Origin of the sequence: Pseudomonas sp. FDAARGOS_380 (assembly GCF_002591235.1) — a bacterium.
Lineage (GTDB): Bacteria > Pseudomonadota > Gammaproteobacteria > Pseudomonadales > Pseudomonadaceae > Aquipseudomonas > Aquipseudomonas salmasensis.
The window spans coordinates 2,181,540-2,199,169 of the sequence record NZ_CP023969.1; the positions used below are offsets into that span (position 1 = coordinate 2,181,540).

Annotated in this window: 16 protein-coding genes; 8 read left to right on the plus strand and 8 right to left on the minus strand. The window is 61.2% G+C overall.

Annotated elements, in window-relative coordinates; all coding sequences use genetic code 11:
- The first annotated feature begins 32 nt into the window (after nucleotides 1–32).
- The 5 genes from CRN80_RS10220 (at nucleotide 33) to gcvH (ending at nucleotide 5,982) form a co-directional block, all read left to right on the plus strand.
- A complete protein-coding gene (locus CRN80_RS10220; protein ID WP_169918547.1) occupies nucleotides 33–1,250 on the plus strand; it encodes a 2-octaprenyl-3-methyl-6-methoxy-1,4-benzoquinol hydroxylase in 1,218 nt (405 codons plus the stop codon).
- Between the two features lie 233 nt (nucleotides 1,251–1,483).
- On the plus strand, nucleotides 1,484–2,488 hold the full coding sequence (locus tag CRN80_RS10225) for an extracellular solute-binding protein (protein ID WP_047712039.1): 1,005 nt from the start codon (nucleotides 1,484–1,486) through the stop codon (nucleotides 2,486–2,488).
- 202 nt (nucleotides 2,489–2,690) lie between these two features.
- Nucleotides 2,691–4,307: an iron ABC transporter permease gene (locus CRN80_RS10230; RefSeq protein WP_098950080.1), complete on the plus strand. Its 1,617-nt coding sequence runs from the start codon at nucleotides 2,691–2,693 to the stop codon at nucleotides 4,305–4,307.
- Between the two features lie 156 nt (nucleotides 4,308–4,463).
- Entirely contained in the window at nucleotides 4,464–5,546 is a 1,083-nt protein-coding gene (gene gcvT, locus CRN80_RS10235; protein WP_032894618.1) for a glycine cleavage system aminomethyltransferase GcvT, read from the plus strand.
- A gap of 52 nt (nucleotides 5,547–5,598) precedes the next feature.
- A complete protein-coding gene (gcvH, locus tag CRN80_RS10240; RefSeq protein ID WP_032894619.1) occupies nucleotides 5,599–5,982 on the plus strand; it encodes a glycine cleavage system protein GcvH in 384 nt (127 codons plus the stop codon).
- Nucleotides 5,983–6,110: 128 nt separating this feature from the next.
- On the opposite strand, the gene CRN80_RS10245 is transcribed toward gcvH, so the two are convergent.
- The 6 genes from CRN80_RS10245 to CRN80_RS10270 form a co-directional block, all read right to left on the minus strand.
- Complete coding sequence (locus tag CRN80_RS10245; protein ID WP_098950081.1) at nucleotides 6,111–7,256, minus strand: DegT/DnrJ/EryC1/StrS aminotransferase family protein; 1,146 nt, start codon at nucleotides 7,254–7,256, stop codon at nucleotides 6,111–6,113.
- Between the two features lie 164 nt (nucleotides 7,257–7,420).
- Nucleotides 7,421–7,735 (minus strand): DUF2388 domain-containing protein, encoded by a 315-nt coding sequence (locus tag CRN80_RS10250; RefSeq protein WP_003176799.1) that lies wholly within the window; start codon nucleotides 7,733–7,735, stop codon nucleotides 7,421–7,423.
- A gap of 68 nt (nucleotides 7,736–7,803) precedes the next feature.
- Entirely contained in the window at nucleotides 7,804–8,250 is a 447-nt protein-coding gene (locus CRN80_RS10255; RefSeq protein WP_098950082.1) for an NfeD family protein, read from the minus strand.
- 10 nt (nucleotides 8,251–8,260) lie between these two features.
- Nucleotides 8,261–9,181: an SPFH domain-containing protein gene (locus tag CRN80_RS10260; RefSeq protein WP_098950083.1), complete on the minus strand. Its 921-nt coding sequence runs from the start codon at nucleotides 9,179–9,181 to the stop codon at nucleotides 8,261–8,263.
- Nucleotides 9,182–9,257: 76 nt separating this feature from the next.
- Nucleotides 9,258–10,952 carry a GspE/PulE family protein gene (locus CRN80_RS10265; protein ID WP_098950084.1) on the minus strand — a complete coding sequence of 565 codons (1,695 nt, stop codon included), beginning with the start codon at nucleotides 10,950–10,952 and terminating at the stop codon, nucleotides 9,258–9,260.
- Nucleotides 10,953–11,034: 82 nt separating this feature from the next.
- Nucleotides 11,035–11,373, minus strand: coding sequence for a hypothetical protein (locus CRN80_RS10270; protein WP_032894623.1), 339 nt, complete (start codon nucleotides 11,371–11,373; stop codon nucleotides 11,035–11,037).
- A 127-nt stretch (nucleotides 11,374–11,500) separates the two neighbouring features.
- Between CRN80_RS10270 and CRN80_RS10275 the strand changes: the two genes are divergently transcribed.
- Nucleotides 11,501–11,974 (plus strand): Lrp/AsnC family transcriptional regulator, encoded by a 474-nt coding sequence (locus CRN80_RS10275; RefSeq protein WP_032894624.1) that lies wholly within the window; start codon nucleotides 11,501–11,503, stop codon nucleotides 11,972–11,974.
- A 106-nt stretch (nucleotides 11,975–12,080) separates the two neighbouring features.
- Here CRN80_RS10275 and CRN80_RS10280 read toward each other — a convergent pair whose 3' ends face one another.
- Nucleotides 12,081–13,448, minus strand: a complete 1,368-nt coding sequence (locus tag CRN80_RS10280) for an inorganic triphosphatase (RefSeq protein WP_096144045.1) — start codon at nucleotides 13,446–13,448, stop codon at nucleotides 12,081–12,083.
- Between the two features lie 158 nt (nucleotides 13,449–13,606).
- Between CRN80_RS10280 and argE the strand changes: the two genes are divergently transcribed.
- Both argE and argA read left to right on the plus strand, forming a co-directional pair.
- Complete coding sequence (gene argE, locus CRN80_RS10285; protein ID WP_032894625.1) at nucleotides 13,607–14,755, plus strand: acetylornithine deacetylase; 1,149 nt, start codon at nucleotides 13,607–13,609, stop codon at nucleotides 14,753–14,755.
- Between the two features lie 133 nt (nucleotides 14,756–14,888).
- On the plus strand, nucleotides 14,889–16,187 hold the full coding sequence (argA, locus tag CRN80_RS10290) for an amino-acid N-acetyltransferase (protein WP_003195273.1): 1,299 nt from the start codon (nucleotides 14,889–14,891) through the stop codon (nucleotides 16,185–16,187).
- Nucleotides 16,188–16,320: 133 nt separating this feature from the next.
- Here argA and tauA read toward each other — a convergent pair whose 3' ends face one another.
- Complete coding sequence (gene tauA, locus CRN80_RS10295) at nucleotides 16,321–17,307, minus strand: taurine ABC transporter substrate-binding protein (RefSeq protein WP_098950085.1); 987 nt, start codon at nucleotides 17,305–17,307, stop codon at nucleotides 16,321–16,323.
- Between the last annotated feature and the right edge of the window lie 323 nt (nucleotides 17,308–17,630).

The window sequence follows — 17,630 nt, forward strand, 5'->3', positions numbered from 1 at the left end:
TGCCGCACACGAGACAAGGCTTGAATATGGACATGCGCGCAGATGTGCTGATTGTCGGGGCCGGAATGGTCGGAAGCGCCCTGGCGCTGGCGTTGCAGGGCAGTGGCTTGCAGGTGCTGCTGCTCGACGGCAGCCCATTGAGCGTCAAGCCGTTTGAGCCGGCTGCGGCGTTTGAACCGCGGGTGAGCGCGTTGTCGGCGGCCAGCCAGCGCATTCTTGAGCGCCTGGGCGTGTGGGACGGCATCGTCTCGCGTCGTGCCAGCCCCTACGGCGAAATGCAGGTATGGGACGGCAGCGGCACCGGGCAGATCCACTTTTCGGCGGCCAGTGTGCATGCCGAGGTGCTTGGGCATATCGTCGAAAACCGCGTGGTGCAGGATGCCTTGCTCGATCGCCTGCATGACTGCGACCTCGGCCTGCTCGCCAACGCACGGCTGGAACAGATGCGCCGCTCTGGCGATGACTGGTTGCTGACCCTGGCCGACGGCCGCAAGCTGCGTGCACCGCTGGTGGTGGCCGCCGACGGTGCCAACTCCGCCGTACGCCGCCTGACCGGTACACCTACCCGCGAATGGGATTACCTGCATAACGCCATCGTCACCAGCGTGCGCAGCAGCCTGCCGCACCAGCGCACCGCGTGGCAACGCTTCACCGACACCGGCCCGCTGGCGTTCCTGCCGCTGGTACGCGATGGGCAGGAAGACTGGTGCTCGATTGTCTGGTCGACCACGCCCGCTGAGTCCGAGCGCCTGATGGCGCTGGATGATGAACGCTTCTGCCGCGAACTGGAACGTGCCTTCGAAGGGCGCCTGGGCACCGTGGTCAGTGCCGACCCGCGTGTGTGCGTACCGTTGCGCCAGCGCCATGCCAAACGCTATGTGGCCGAAGGCTTGGCGTTGATCGGTGACGCCGCCCACGTCATCCACCCGTTGGCGGGGCAGGGTGTAAACCTGGGCTTCCTCGATGCGGCCGTGCTGGCCGAAGTGCTGCTGGCAGCGACCGAGCGCGGCGAGCGCCTGGCCGATGTGAAAGTGCTGAGCCGTTACGAGCGACGTCGTATGCCCCACAACCTGGCGCTGATGGCGGCAATGGAAGGTTTTGAGCGCTTGTTCCAGGCCGATCAACTGCCGCTGCGCTGGTTGCGCAACGCGGGTTTGAAAATCGTCGACCAGATGCCCGAAGCCAAGGCAGTGTTCGTGCGCCAGGCGCTGGGATTGACGGGCGATCTCCCCGAACTCGCCAAACCCTGAACCTAAGTACATCCGTTCGGGCTTGTGTGGGAGCGGGCTTGCTCGCGAATGCAGTGGGTCAGTTGATATTTCTATAACTGACACTCCGCTTTCGCGAGCAAGCCCGCTCCCACAAAAGGCGAATAAAAGCGCCTGCAACATGGCTGTGCAACATCTGGTAACGCCTCCACCAAGCGTTACCAAATGTGAGTCCTTATCATTTGCCCTCCATTTGCAAATGAGAGACCGCACCCATGTTGGCACCCAAGCGCCTCCTGACTGCCCTGGCACTCACCCTGATCGGCAGCACCACCGTGCAGGCGGCCGACGAAGTCGTGGTCTACTCCTCGCGTATCGACGAGCTGATCAAGCCCGTATTCGACGCCTACACCAAAAAGACCGGCGTGCAGGTCAAGTTCATCACCGACAAGGAAGCCCCGTTGATGCAGCGCATCAAGGCCGAGGGCGAGAACGCCACTGCCGACCTGCTGCTGACCGTTGACGCCGGCAACCTCTGGCAGGCCGAGCAGATGGGCATCCTGCAACCGTTCACCTCTCCTGTGATCGACAAGAACATTCCTCTGCAATATCGCTCATCGGCCCACGCCTGGACCGGTTTGAGCCTGCGTGCGCGGACGATCGCCTATTCCACCGACCGGGTAAAACCGGGCGATCTGACCACCTACGAAGCTCTGGCCGACAAGCAGTGGGAAGGCCGCCTGTGCCTGCGCACGGCGAAAAAAGTCTACAACCAGTCGCTGACTGCCACCTTGATCGAAACCCATGGCGCGGCCAAGACTGAAGAAATCATCAAGGGTTGGGTGAATAACCTCTCCACCGACGTGTTCTCCGATGACATCGCCGTGCTGGAGGCCATCAACGCCGGGCAGTGCGACGTGGGTATCGTCAACACCTATTACTACGGTCGCCTGCACAAGCAGAAGCCAGACCTGGCCGTGAAGTTGTTCTGGCCGAACCAGGGCGATCGCGGTGTGCATGTGAACCTCTCCGGCATCGGCCTGACCCAGCACGCACCGCACCCGGAAGCGGCCAAGGCGCTGGTGGAGTGGATGACCACGCCTGAGGCACAGCAGATCTTCGCCGACGTCAACCAGGAATTCCCAGCCAACCCGGCGGTACCGCCATCGGCGGAAGTGGCGACCTGGGGCAAGTTCGTGGCCGATACCTTGCCGGTGGAAGTGGCAGGCAAGCGCCAGGCCGAAGCGATTCGCCTGATGGATCGCGCTGGCTGGAACTGAGTACAATTTGTAGGGGCAAGCCCTAATACCTGTAGGAGCGAGCTTGCTCGCGAAAAACTCACAGACACCGCGTTTATTCAGGAAGCACGCGGTATCGTTGACGTTTTTCGCGAGCAAGCTCGCTCCTACAGGCATCAGGGTCTTCCCCTCCCACACTGTTTTTTGTCTGCCTTCAGATAGCCTGTTTACAGAGAGTTTGCTCTTGGCCCACCCCGCCCAACGTCGCTGGTACCTGCCGGTCTTCAGCGTCGCCGCCCTGGTGCTGTTGCCGCTGAGCGTGCTGCTGCTGTCCTGGCAAAGCATCGACCCACAAATCTGGTCGCACCTCTGGGACACCCAGATGCCCCGCTTGCTGGGCAACACCTTGACCCTGGTGCTCGGTGTCGGCCTGGGTGTGACGCTGCTGGGCGTCAGCCTGGCCTGGCTGACCAGCCTGTGCGAATTCCCCGGGCGGCGCTGGCTCGATTGGGCACTGATGTTGCCCTTTGCAATCCCTGCCTATGTGCTGGCCTTCGTGTTCGTGGGCCTGCTGGATTTTGCCGGGCCGGTGCAAACGCTGCTGCGCGAGTGGTTCGGCACCGGGCTGCGTTTGCCACGGGTGCGCTCCACCAGCGGCGTGGTCATCGTATTGGTGCTGGTGTTCTATCCCTATGTCTACCTGCTGGCGCGCAGCGCATTCCTGGCCCAGGGCAAAGGCTTGATGGAAGCGGCGCGGGTACTGGGGCAATCGCCATGGCAAGCGTTCTGGCGCGTGGCATTACCAATGGCGCGGCCAGCGATTGGTGCCGGTGTGGCCCTGGCGTTGATGGAGACGCTGGCGGATTTTGGCGCGGTCTCGGTGTTCAACTTCGACACCTTCACCACCGCTATCTATAAAACCTGGTACGGCTTTTTCAGCCTGTCCAGCGCCGCGCAACTGGCCAGCCTGCTGCTGCTGGTGGTGATGCTGGTGCTGTATGGCGAACGGCGCGCGCGCGGGGCCAGCCGACCGAGCAATGAGCGCCCGCGGGGCAAGGCGTTGTACCACTTGCGCGGGTTCAAGGCCGTGGCGGCCAGCGCCTGGTGCAGTCTGGTTTTCGCCTGTGCATTCGTGATTCCGATGCTGCAACTGGTGGCGTGGTTCTGGCAGCGTGGCCGCTTCGACCTGGATGAGCGTTACACCGGGCTGATCGTGCATACCCTCTACCTGGGCGGGATCGCAGCGCTGATCACGGTCAGCGTGGCGCTGATACTGGCCTTTGCAAATCGTCTGGCGCCGACCCGCGCGATTCGCTCCGGTATCAGCCTGGCCAATGTCGGCTATGCCTTGCCGGGCTCGGTGCTGGCGGTGTCGATCATGCTGGCGTTCAGTTACCTGGACCGCGAGCTGGTGGTGCCGGTCTCCGGCTGGTTGGGCGGGGCGGGCAAGCCTTTGCTGTTGGGCAGCCTGTCGGCACTGGTGCTGGCGTATCTGGTGCGGTTCCTGGCGGTGGCCTACGGGCCGCTGGAAAACAGCCTGGCGCGCATCCGTCCGTCATTGCCCGAAGCGGCACGCAGCCTTGGGGTGAGCGGCCCACGACTGTTTTGCAAAGTGTATCTGCCGTTATTGCTGCCGGGCGCGTTGAGCGCAGCGCTGCTGGTGTTCGTGGATGTGCTCAAGGAAATGCCGGCCACCTTGCTGATGCGCCCGTTTGGCTGGGACACCCTGGCGGTGCGGATCTTTGAAATGACCAGTGAAGGCGAATGGGCGCGGGCGTCTTTGCCGGCGCTGACCCTTGTGCTGGTCGGCTTGTTGCCGGTCATCGGGCTGATCCGCCGCTCGGCTCGGCAAATCGGTTAGGTGCCAGTCCTACGGCTTGAGGCTACAATGCGCGGCATTCGGTGCGCTCCGTCTTTCGGATCGACCTGCTGTATGTGGCTGCGGGCCTTGTAATACAAGGTGTTCGGCGCAAGTGGCAGCTCTGCGCGCCTTCGCCAAGCCCGGAAGGAGAAACCCATGGGACAGCGTACGCCTCTGTATGACCTGCATCTCGCCCTCGGCGCGAAAATGGTCGATTTTGGCGGTTGGGATATGCCTTTGCATTACGGCTCGCAAGTTGAAGAACACCATCAGGTGCGACGCGACTGCGGGGTCTTCGATGTATCTCATATGACCGTGATCGATGTCACCGGCCTCCAGGCCAAGGAATGGCTCCAGTACCTGCTGGCCAATGATGTCGACCGACTGCACGGCTGTGGCCGAGCGTTGTACAGCGCCATGCTCAACGAGCAGGGCGGGGTGGTGGATGACATGATCGTCTACCGCACCGAAACCGGTTACCGCTTGGTGGTCAACGCTGCCACGCGCGATCAGGACATGGCCTGGATGCAGGCGCAACTGGGCGGCTACTCAGTGCACCTGCATGAGCGCTCCGAGTTGGCCATGCTCGCCATCCAAGGCCCCCACGCCCGGCAGAAAATCGCCGAACTGGTGACCCAGTCCCGTGGCGTCCTGATCCATCAGCTCAAACCGTTCGAAGGCCGGGCCGACGGCGACTGGTATATCGCCCGCACCGGCTATACCGGCGAAGACGGCCTCGAAATCGTGCTGCCGGCCGATCAGGCTCCGGGCTTTTTCAACGACCTGGTAGGCGCTGGCATTTCCCCCATCGGCCTCGGTGCGCGCGACACCTTGCGCCTGGAGGCCGGCATGAACCTGTATGGCCAGGATATTCACCAGGACGTCTCACCCCTGGCGGCCAACATGGCTTGGAGCATCGCCTGGGAACCTGTCGAGCGTAACTTCATTGGCCGCGCCGCGCTGGAAGCAGAAAAAGCAGCCGGCGTGCAGTTCAAACTGGTGGGGCTCGTCCTCGAAGAACGGGGTGTGCTGCGTGCTCATCAGGTGGTTCGTATCGCCAATGTTGGCGAAGGAGAGATCACCAGTGGTAGTTTCTCGCCTACGCTAAGCAAATCCATTGCGCTGGCGCGTGTGCCGACGGCGACTGCCGACCGGGCCGAAGTGGAAATCCGCGGCAAGTGGTATCCGGTTCGAGTGGTCAAGCCGACCTTCGTGCGCCATGGCAAAACCTTGATCTAACCAATTCCGGCAGGCCGAAGGCCGCTGACATTTCATCTTGAGGACACAGACTATGAGCAATATCCCTGCCGACCTGCGTTTTGCCGAAAGTCACGAATGGGCCCGTCTGGAAGCTGACGGCACCGTGACCGTCGGGATCTCCGACCATGCACAGGAAGCTTTGGGTGATGTGGTGTTTGTTGAGTTGGCGGAAGTGGGTGCCAATTTTGAAGCGCAAGGCCAGGCGGGTGTGGTTGAGTCGGTGAAAGCAGCCTCGGATATCTACTCGCCGGTTGCCGGCGAAGTGATTGCTGTCAACGAAGAGCTGAGTGGCAGCCCTGAGCTGCTGAACTCGGACCCGTACGGCGCCTGGATCTTCAAGCTCAAGCCAAGCGACAAGGCCGACTTGGACAAGTTGCTGGATGCCGCGGGCTACAAAGCCGCCATCGGCGAATAAACGCCTGCCCCAATACAGGCGCGGGCTAATGTGGGAGCGGGCTTGCTCGCGAATGCGGTGGTTCAGTCATTGATGTATTGACTGACACTGCGCATTCGCGAGCAAGCCCGCTCCCACACTGTACTGCATCAACCTTGAGTGTTCAGTACGGCTTTAACCGCCGCAACAGCCCGCTCCACATCCGCCTCTGTCATCGCCGTGAACATCGGCAACGACACGATCAAACGCCCAACACGCTCCGCCACCGGGAACATGCCTTCCTTGAAACCCTGTGCCCGATACAGGCTCAGCAGGTGGATCGGCGGGTAGTGGTAGCCGATACCCACCCCGTGGGCCTGCATCTGCTCCATGAACGTTGCACGGGCCGGCAGGCCATCCTGGCGCTCTGGCAACACCAGTTGGAACAGGTGCCAGTTGCTGTTTTCGAAGTCGGCCGGCGGCAGTTGCGCGCCGTATTGGGCTTCGAAATCGCTGCCCAAGCATTTGAAGTAGTGACGTGCCAGGTTCTGACGATGGGTGGTGATCTTCTCGATGTGTGCGAATTGCCCCAGGCCGATGGCGGCGGCAATGTCGGTCATGTTGAACTTGCCCCCCAGCACATCCACATCCAGGCCATCGAAGCCGCTGCGGGTGACGCCTTGCAGGCGGTACTTCTCGGCCAGACGGGCCTCCTCGGCGTTGTTCAACACCAGGCAGCCGCCTTCGGACGACGTGATGTTCTTGTTCGCCTGGAAGCTGAAGGACACGAAGTCGCCGGTTGCGCCGATACGCTCCCCATCCCAGCTGGAACCCAGGGCCTGGGCAGCATCTTCGACAATGCGCAGGTTGTACTTGTTGGCCAGCGCGTAGAGCATCGGCATATCCAGGGGCAAGCCGGCCAGGTAGACCGGGATGATCGCCTTGGTGCGCGGGGTAATGGCAGCTTCCACCTGGGCCAGGTCGATATTGCGTGTCACCGGGTCGATGTCGGCAAAAACCGGAGTGGCGCCGACTTCGAGAATCACGTTGGCCGTGGCAACCCAGGAAATTGGCGTGGTGATGACTTCATCCCCAGGCCCGATCCCGGCGATGCGCAAGGCGATCTCCATGGTGCAGGTGCCCGAGTTGAAGGTGCGCACCGGACGGCCGCCAAAATACTCCGACAACTGTGCTTCGAAAGCCTGCACCTTTGGCCCGCTGGTGATCCAGCCGGAACGCAGAACATCGCCGACCGCCGCGATGGTGGTTTCATCAATGGTCGGTTTGGAAAACGGCAGGAAAGGCTGTTGGCTCATGACGAAGAAGGCATCCGTTTCAGGTAGGCGATGAAAAATACACGTGTCAGTGGGGCATGGTTGCACGCTGAGACTGAATATAGCCTGTCATCCATGAACGATTCGTCATGCCGCAGGCAAAAAAATGCCGCTTGAAAAAGCGGCATTTTTTATGAGGGCAGTTATTACTCGGTGACAGCATTCTTCGCCAGAATGGCGTTAGCCAGTTCCATGTCCGTGGCTTGGAGGCCAGGGTTGTCGGCGCGGACCTTCTGCATCGCCGCTTCCAGGTACGGGCCGCGAATGCCGCCGTCGCTGGCGACGAAGCTGCCTGCGTCGTCCTGGGCCGCGACCACCAGCTTGTGGTCCTTGAACGTCAGGTAAGTCGAGCCAGTGGTGGCGCCCGACGAGATGACATTACGCCAGAAGCTATCGGCCATGGCTGAGCCGACAGGTAGGGAAAGCACAGCGAGGGTTGCGACAGCATATTTGAGACGCATGATGGGTGACTCCGGTGGGTTATCTGTACGTTTTGATTGTAGTTAACCCGATCCAGTTCCATCACTGACTAAACAGTTTCAACCTTTAAAATCACCCCATCCTGCCCAACCACGCGGACTTGAGCGCCCACGGGGGCGTCGGCACCGGTGACCATCCACACCCCATCGCCGACTTTGACCTTGCCGCGACCATCCACAATGGCTTGATGCACCACGAAAATGCGCCCCACCAGCTCTGAACCGCGCTCGTTCAACCCCGGTTGATCACTGGCCTTGGCACTGCTGCGCTGGCGTTTCCACCAGTACACGGCGGTCAGTATCGACAACATCGCAAACAGCAGCAGTTGCCATTCCAGCCCAAGCGGTGGGAACACGAACTTGATCACGCCCACGGCAGCGGCGGCGATGCCCATCCAGAGCAGGTAGCCTCCGGCACCGAACACCTCGAGAATCAACAGCACGGTGCCCAGTGCCAACCAGTCCCAGAACGACAAATGCAGCAAAAAGTCCCACATGGTGTTGGCCTCAGCCTTTCTGGTTGCCGAAGGTTGCCTTGACGATTTCGCCGATACTGCCCACGGCGCCAATCACCTGGCTGGCTTCCAGGGGCATCAGGATGACCTTGCTGTTGTTGGCCGACGCAAGCTTGCCCAGAGCGTCGATGTATTTTTGCGCGACGAAGTAGTTCACCGCCTGCACGTTGCCCGACGCAATGGCTTCGGACACCACTTGTGTTGCCCGCGCTTCGGCTTCGGCCTGACGCTCACGTGCCTCGGATTCCAGGAACGCGGCCTGACGACTACCTTCGGCCTCGAGGATCTGCGCCTGCTTCTTGCCTTCCGCTGTCAGGATCGCCGACGCCCGCAGGCCCTCTGCTTCGAGGATCTGTGCACGCTTGATTCGCTCGGCTTTCATCTGGCCGGACATGGCGGCCATCAGGTCGGCGGGCGGGCTGATGTCCTTGATCTCGATACGGGTGATCTTGATGCCCCATGGCGCGGTGGCTTCATCCACGGTGCGCAGGAGTTTCTCGTTGATGCCATCACGCTGGCTCAGCATGGCGTCCAGCTCCATGGAGCCGAGTACGGTACGGATATTGGTCTGCAGCAGGTTGCGGATAGCATGTTCGAGGTTGTTGACCTCATAGGCGGCCTGGGCGGTGTTGACCACCTGGAAGAAGCACACGGCATCGATCTGCACGGTGGCATTGTCGGCAGTGATGACTTCTTGAGGCGGGATATCCAGCACGCTTTCCATCACGTTGATCTTGCGACCGATTCGGTCCATCACCGGGATGATGATATTCAGGCCGGGTTTCAAGGTGTTGGTGTAGCGGCCGAAACGCTCGACGGTCCATTGGTAGCCCTGGGGCACCACTTTGAAGCCCATGAACAGGATGGCGATGGCCAAGCCCACGAAAAGAAGCAGTACGGTTCCGATCTGCATAGCGATTCCCTATCTGAAGGTGTCAGTGAACGACATTAGGCCGATTGTAACGGTCTGGTCACGGATAAAGACGGTTTCATGGCCCCGCAAACAAAGGATTTGTTTCTGAATCCCCTGGCGTGACCCGTAATACCTCCGTCATCGTGGTCAGCCCGGCCTTCACTTTCTCGATGCCGGCCATGCGCAGGCTGCTCATGCCCTGCGCCAGTGCACCACGGCGCAGGGCTTGTACGTCCGCACCGGGTGTGACCAGCGCCTGAAGGGCTGGGTCCATGAGCATGATTTCATACAGCCCAGCCCGGCCTTGATAACCGCTGTCACGGCATTGCGCACAGCCGACAGCATCAAAGCCGCCAGCGTCCTCCTGGCCCACGGGGCGCTTGCAGTGGCTGCACAGAACCCGCACCAGGCGCTGCGCCATCACGCCTATGAGCGTGGCTTTGATCAAATAGTGAGCAATGCCCAGCTCCTCTAGGCGGCTGATGGCGCTGGGCGCATCGTTGGTGTGCAGGGTCGAGAGCACCAGATGCCCGGTCAGCGCGGCCTGGATAGCCATCTCTGCGGTTTCCTGGTCGCGGATTTCGCCGATCATGATGATGTCCGGGTCCTGGCGCAGCAGGGCGCGGATGCCGCTGGCGAAGGTGAGGTCGATGTTGTGCTGGACCTGCATCTGGTTGAAGGCCGGCTCGACCATTTCAATCGGGTCTTCCACCGTGCACAGGTTGACCTCGCGGGTCGCCAGTTGCCTGAGGGTGGTGTAGAGGGTGCTGGTCTTGCCTGAGCCGGTTGGGCCGGTGACGAGGATGATGCCGTGGGTGCGTCGCGTCATGGCGTGCCAGCGTTGCTGGTCGGCGTTGGACAAACCCAACTGGTCAAAATCCTTGAGCAGCACCTGCGGGTCAAAAATTCGCATCACCAGCTTTTCGCCGAATGCCGTGGGCAGGGTCGAAAGCCGTAATTCCACCTCGATACCCGCAGGGTTTCGGGTCTTGACGCGGCCATCCTGGGGTTTGCGTTTCTCGGCCACGTTCATGCGCCCCAGGCTTTTGAGGCGGCTGACCACGGCCATGGTGACCTGCGGGGGAAATTGATAGACGTCATGCAGCAGCCCATCAATGCGAAAGCGCACCCGGCCCTGGTCGCGGCCGGGCTCAATATGGATATCGCTGGCCCGTTGGCCAAAGGCGTATTGCAGCAGCCAGTCGACGATGTTGACGATATGCGCGTCGTTGGCATCGGGCTCCTTGTCACTGGCGCCGAGGCTGAGCAAGTCGACATTGCCAGGCGCCGTCATCTTTTGATCCGCACCGCTGACGGACTTGGCCAAGCGGTAAAACTCGTTGATACAGCGTTGGATATCCTGGGGGTTGGCAACCACGCGCTTGATCGTGCGTTTAAGCACCTGGGACAGCCCGGCTTCCCAGGCGGTGATATGGGGTTGGGCACTGGCGACCGTTACGCTGCGGGCATCCACGGCGACTGCAAGAATGCCGTGGCGCTGGGCGAAGGCGTGGGACATCAAGGGCACCACGGCCGCCACGTCGATCTTCAACGGGTCGATGCGCAGGTAAGGCTGGCCGACCTGGCGGGCCAGCCATTGGGTCAAGGTCTCCAGGCAAGGGCCCTGGGCTGCGATGCATTCCAGGGGATGCTGGCTGCCGGACGCTGGCGCAACCTTTTGCGCCACCTGCGCCGTGATCAGCCCTTGCTCGACCAACGCCGGCAACAATTGCTGCAGTTCCAAGGGGTGATCGTGAGCGGCGACGGACATGCAGGGTTTCCTGGGCGGCTTGGGGTGTAATCCCAGGCTAGCCAACCGCTGAAGATCTGGCGTGCGCGTGTATTGCAGGTTTTTACTGCGCCATCGCCGCCAGCGCTTGGGGCCGCTCGGAATCAGCCGACCACAGCTCCAGGGTGCAGACGCTGATCAGGTTTCGAATCTTTTCACCGATCACCTGGGCGCGGTGCCAGCTCAGGCCGGTCATCACGATATCGATGCTCAGCAGGTCGGCTTCCCGGTTCACGCTGACCTGGGTGGGCGTGAGCAATTGCAGCGCGAAGTAGTTGAGCACCCGGCACAGCACGTCCGGTTCGGCCTCGGCGACGATGTGATAGTGCGCCTGGCAGTGGCTGCTATTGGCCGCCCACGCATCGACGCGGGTGGCAGGGTAGGCGGTTTCGACGGCGTGCATGCTGACTCTCCAAATTCGACTGGAGGAATTTTTACATTCGCCTCGGGAGATTTCTTATCTAAGATGAGCCTGTTTGGCGATAAATCGACTCAATCAATTCAAGATCAGCCTATTAACAGGTACGTTTATGCACACTGAGTTGGACGCCTACGACCGCCGCATCCTGGCCTTGCTGCAAGAGGATGCCTCGCTCTCCAGCGCACAGATTGCCGAGCAGGTCGGCCTGTCGCAGTCGCCGTGCTGGCGGCGCATTCAGCGGCTCAAGGAAGAGGGCGTGATCCGCGGCCAGGTCACCCTGCTGGACCGCAAGAAAATCGGGCTCAACACGCAGATTTTCGCCGAGGTCAAACTCAACGCTCACGGTCGCTCCAATTTCACCGAGTTTACCGAGGCGATTCGCGGGTTTCCGGAAGTGTTGGAGTGTTATGTGCTGATGGGGGCGGTGGATTTTCTGCTGCGTATCGTCACCTCGGATATCGAGGCGTATGAGCGGTTTTTCTTCGAGAAGTTGTCGATGGTGCCGGGGATTCAGGAGGTCAACTCGATTGTGGCGCTGTCGGAGATCAAGTCCACCACCAGCCTGCCAGTATTGCGCTTGTAGGAGCGAGCTTGCTCGCGAAGATCGTTAACGATAACGCGGGAAGCCTGGCTCCCCACATCGTTCTCGGGTTTTTCGCGAGCAAGCTCGCTCCTACAGGTAGAGGGACTTACAGGCGCAGCAGGGTCTTCCAGGCACGATTCTGATACACCGCAATCGCCTGATGCATACGCGCATCCAGGGATTCATCGGTAATCGGCTGGTTGGCCAGGTGCGCCAGCTTGTTCAGCTCGCCGTACAAGCGGTCCAGCTCCGGAATGTCCACCACGTGGCGCGCATGGTGCAGCCAGGCCTGGATGCGTTCGATGCGCGGCAGTTGCTCGGCAAGATCTTCCGGCTGCTGCTGGTAGCGCTGCAGTTGCAGGGCGACGGCGTCGTCGGCCAACAGGCGTGGCAGCCAGTTGGTGATTTGCGCAGCGCCCTGGCGGTTGCCACGCACGTTACGTTCGGCTGTCCAGGTGCGGGCCAGCAACCAGCGCGAGAGGTTGAGTGAGAACAGGCCCCAGCGCACGTCTTGCAGCTCTTCGATGAACTGTTCCGGCGCGGCTTTGCGAATGTCTTCATCGTCGTCACCGGCCTGGACCAGCGGGCGCCAGTCTTCCAGCAACGCATCCAGGGTGCTGCGCAGTTCGCTGGTGGATTGGCGCGGCGCGGCCTGGCCGAGGCTGCCGATCAGGGCGCGCAATTCACCGAGGTTCTCGACCCAGTCTTGCAGCAGGCGCCAGTGGCCGTTGAAGCGGTACTGCTCGGCGAGGCGCTGGCTGCTGCCCAGCAGGTGCCACAAGATCGCGGCGAAGGCATCGTCCAATGGCATTTCGGCGTGGATCTGTGGCGCCGGCAGGCTCAGGGAGTAGCTGCTGGCGTCATACAGGCGGTAGCCGCGTTCGGCCTTGCTGATGTCGCACGGCATCAGGGCCAGGGTCGCGGCCAGCTCGGCGGCCAACTCCAGCAGGGCTGCCGGTTCGCCTTCGCGCAGTTCCAGTTCCAGCTCGCAGATTTCTTCTTTCTGCTTGCCGACCACCACGTGGCCCAGGTCCAGGGCGGCTTCGATCACCACCTTGGCCTTGCCGCGGCCCCAGGCGATTTCGGCGCGTTCACGCACGAAGTCGGTGGTGAAGATCGGCTTGAGGGTCTTTTTGTCCAGCTCGGCCAGTTGCTCGGGCCAGCACTCGCCATCGAGTTTCTTCACATCGAGCTTGGCTTTGGGCAGGTCCCAGTTGTATTCGTTGCGTTCCGACAAGCCGGCGACGCTTTGGCCACGGGTCTTGAGGGTCTGGATGATGTCGTCACCGTCCTTGCGCAGGCGCAGGGCAACCTTGGCCTGGGCCAGGTCGCGCTCGGGGGTGTCGAAGTACTGGTTCATCAACTCACGGCGTTCCCAGCCACTTTTGTTGCGTTTTTTCAGTAACGGGTGCTCACGCAGCGCGGCGAGTGTTTCGCGGCTGACGCGTAGCTTGATTTCGGTTTCTTTCTGCATGGCCGGAAAATCCAGGATCGGGAGCGCAGCCGGGGAAAAGTGTGGCTGCCAAGGTCGTGCAGTGTACAGGACTGAGCCCGGCAACGCGCCGCAACGGTTTATTGTGTTGCGCAGATGCCTCTATAGTGAGGTTCATCCGGGAAGTTGGGAGACCGCGCATGCCGTTACCGTCCATGAAAGAGCAGTTCGCCGCCTTGATCGCCGCGCCGTCGGTGAGTTGCACCCAGGCGTCTCTCGACCAGAGCAACCGCCCGGTGATCGACCTGCTCGCCGCTTGGCTGGGCGACCTGGGCTTTGCCATCGATATCCAACACGTCAGCCCCGGTAAGTTCAACCTGTTGGCCAGCTTCGGCAGCGGCCCTGGTGGCCTGGTACTGGCGGGGCATAGCGATACCGTGCCGTATGACGCGGCGTTGTGGAAAACCGACCCGCTCAAGCTGACGGAAGTCGATGGCCGCTGGGTAGGGCTGGGCAGTTGTGACATGAAGGGTTTCTTCGCCTTGGTCATCGAAGCGGTGTTGCCGCTGCTCGACCAACCCTTCAAGCAACCGCTGTTGATCCTCGCCACCTGTGACGAGGAAAGCTCCATGTCCGGTGCCCGTGCGCTGGCCGAGGCGGGGCGCCCGCTGGGTCGTGCGGCAGTGATCGGCGAGCCGACCGGGCTCAAGCCAATCCGCCTGCACAAAGGCGTGATGATGGAGCGCATCGACATCCTCGGGCGCAGCGGCCACTCGTCGGACCCAAGCCTGGGCCACAGCGCCCTGGAAGCCATGCATGACGCCATCGGCGAACTGCGGGGCCTGCGCCTGGCGTGGCAGCGCGAGTACCGCAACGCACAATTCAGCGTGCCGCAACCGACCATGAACTTCGGCTGCATTCACGGCGGCGACAACCCCAACCGCATCTGTGGCCAGTGCTCCCTGGAGTTCGACCTGCGCCCCCTGCCGGGCATGGACCCCGAGGTGCTGCGCGCAGCCATCCGCCAGAAGCTCGAACCCGTGGCCGAGCGGCATAAGGTCAAGATCGACTACGCGCCGTTGTTCCCCGCAGTGCCACCCTTTGAGCAGCCCGAAGACGCCGAGCTGGTGCGGGTGGCGGAACGTTTGACCGGTCATCGTGCCGAAGCAGTAGCGTTCGGCACCGAAGCGCCTTATCTTCAGCGCCTCGGTTGCGAAACCCTGGTGCTCGGGCCTGGCGACATTGCCTGCGCCCACCAGCCGGGCGAATACCTTGAAATGTCACGCTTGACGCCTACAGTGCGTCTATTGCGGGAACTGATCGAACACTACTGCCTGAAACCTGCATAAATTTACCCCTGCCCATTCGTACATAAGGAGAGTGAGCGTGTCGCCAAGCCTGTTCCGACGATAACCATCAGCCGCTGTGCGCTTTCACGATTGATCCTTTATTTGGCTGCTTTTTATTACAGGCCCAGGTGTTATGCCCGAATACGTCAACTGGCTTCGTCACGCTTCGCCCTACATCAACGCCCACCGCGACTGCACCTTTGTGGTCATGCTGCCCGGCGATGGTGTGGACCACCCCAACTTCGGCAATATCGTCCACGACCTGGTGCTGCTCCACAGCCTGGGTGTGCGCTTGGTGCTCGTGCACGGCTCGCGCCCGCAAATCGAAACCCGCCTTGAAGCACGCGGCCTTACCCCGGCTTACCACGAAGGCTTGCGCATCACCGATGCCGCGACGCTGGAGTGTGTGATCGACGCGGTGGGCCATCTGCGCATCGCCATCGAGGCGCGCTTGTCCATGGACATGGCGTCCTCGCCGATGCAGGGCTCGCGCCTGCGTGTGGCCAGCGGCAACCTGGTTACCGCACGGCCAATCGGCGTGCTTGAAGGCGTGGACTACCACCACACCGGCGAAGTGCGCCGGGTCGACCGCAAGGGCATCAACCGCCTGTTGGACGAACGCTCCATCGTGCTGCTGTCGCCCCTGGGGTATTCGCCTACCGGCGAGATCTTCAACCTGGCCTGCGAAGACGTCGCCACCCGCGCCGCCATCGACCTGGGTGCCGACAAGTTGCTGTTGTTCGGCGCCGATCCTGGTCTGATCGATGAGAACGGCCGCCTGGTGCGTGAATTGCGCCCACAACAAGTGCCTGCGCACTTGCAACGCTTGGGCAGCAACTATCAAGCCGAACTGCTCGATGCTGCTGCCGAAGCCTGCCGGGGTGGAGTAGGGCGCAGCCACATCGTCAGCTACGCCGAAGATGGCGCCTTGCTTACCGAACTGTTCACCCGCGATGGTGGCGGTACGCTGGTGGCCCAGGAACAATTCGAACTGGTGCGCGAAGCGGCGATTGAAGACGTCGGCGGTTTGCTGGATCTGATCAGCCCGCTGGAAGAGCAGGGCATTCTGGTGCGCCGCTCGCGGGAAGTGCTGGAGCGTGAGATCGAGCAGTTCAGCGTGGTCGAGCGCGAAGGCATGATCATCGCGTGCGCAGCGCTGTATCAGATCGCGGATTCGGATGCGGGCGAGCTGGCGTGCCTGGCAGTGAACCCGGAATACCGCCACGGCGCGCGCGGCGATGTGTTGCTTGAGCGTATCCAGACCCGGGCACGCGCGCAGGGCTTGAAAACCCTCTTTGTACTCACCACCCGTACGGCACACTGGTTCCGCGAACGCGGCTTTGTGCCGAGCAGCGTGGATCGCCTGCCGTCGGCGCGGGCGTCGCTGTACAACTATCAGCGCAACTCCAAGATCTTCGAAAAGGCTCTGTAACCCCGGCCCTTAAGAATGCTGCAGATCAAAATGTGGGAGCGGGCTTGCTCGCGAAAGCGCAGTGTCAGTCAATACATCAATGACTGAACCACCGCCTTCGCGAGCAAGCCCGCTCCCACACTGGACCGCGCTTTTATTCTGTGACGAATTTATCGGTCACATAGGCCGAATAATCCGGCAGCACCGTCTCCACCTTCCCCTGTTCCTTCAAGAACTTCGCCGTCTCCCCAATCGCCTTCGCCGTGCCGCCCTTGAGCAACGCAGCGGTTTGCTGTGCCTGCGCATCCGGAAACGTTGTGCCCGCCAACAGCTCCGGAATGTCGTCGGCATTTGAACCTGTCAATTTGGCGATTTTCTGCACTGGCTCGGAATCCACCGTCCAGCTGTCTTTGTGGGCGGCATAGTCGGCAAAGGCATCCAGGGTGACCTTGGCAAATTTGGCCACGACGTCAGGATGTTTTTGCGCAAAATCCTTGCGCGCCACCCACACCTCAAATGTGGGTGCGCCCCATTGGCCCACTTGCGCCGCATCTGTGAGGGTTTTGCCGGTCTTGCGGATTTCGCCCAAAGCCGGCGACCACACGAAAGCCCCATCAATATCGCCACGTTTCCAGGCGGCGGCGATTTCGGCCGGTTGCAGGTTCACCACTTTGACTTGTTTGGTGTCCAGCCCCCAGTGTTTCAGCGCGCCGAGCAGGCTGTAATGGGAGGTTGAGACGAACGGGGTGGCGATGGTTTTGCCGATCAGGTCTTGGGGGCTGTCGATGCCACTGCCGTTGCGCACCACCAGGGCTTCAGAAGCGTTGATCTGTGCCGATACGATAAACGCCACAATCGGCAGGTTGCGCGACGCCGCCGCCGCAAGCGGGCTGGAGCCGAGATTACCGATTTGTACATCACCCGAAGCGATGGCCGTGACCACCTCTGGCCCGCTGTTGAAGCGGCGCCAGGCGATTTTTTCGCCAATGGCTTTTTCGTAGAGGCCGTCGGCCTGGGGAACCTTGCTGGGATCGATGCCGGTCTGGTAGCCCACCGTCAGGTCGGCGGCGTTGACACCAAAAGAAAGTAATAGCGATACAAAAACTGTAACAAATTGACGGGAGGATGTGCGTTTGGCCATGATGGCGTCGCCTTTTTGATCGTGAGTGACGTATGCAACCGTACGGCCACACTAATCGATCTAAAAAAGCACCAGTAAATACCCTTTAGGAATTAGCTTATGGAGCGGCGCGTCTATCCTGACCGGCCAGCTTCACGGAAAGACTTATTCCTGGATCGTATGAAAAAGAATGAAATAATTCTTTTTGGGTGTATGAAAAACTCATTACCCTGCAGGGACCAAATCAACTGCGATTAGACGAAGGTAGTAGACACACAAGGTTACGATTGACTTGGTAGTCACTATCTGGCGCTAATCGCGCATCTGTGGATCGAGGGCGTCAG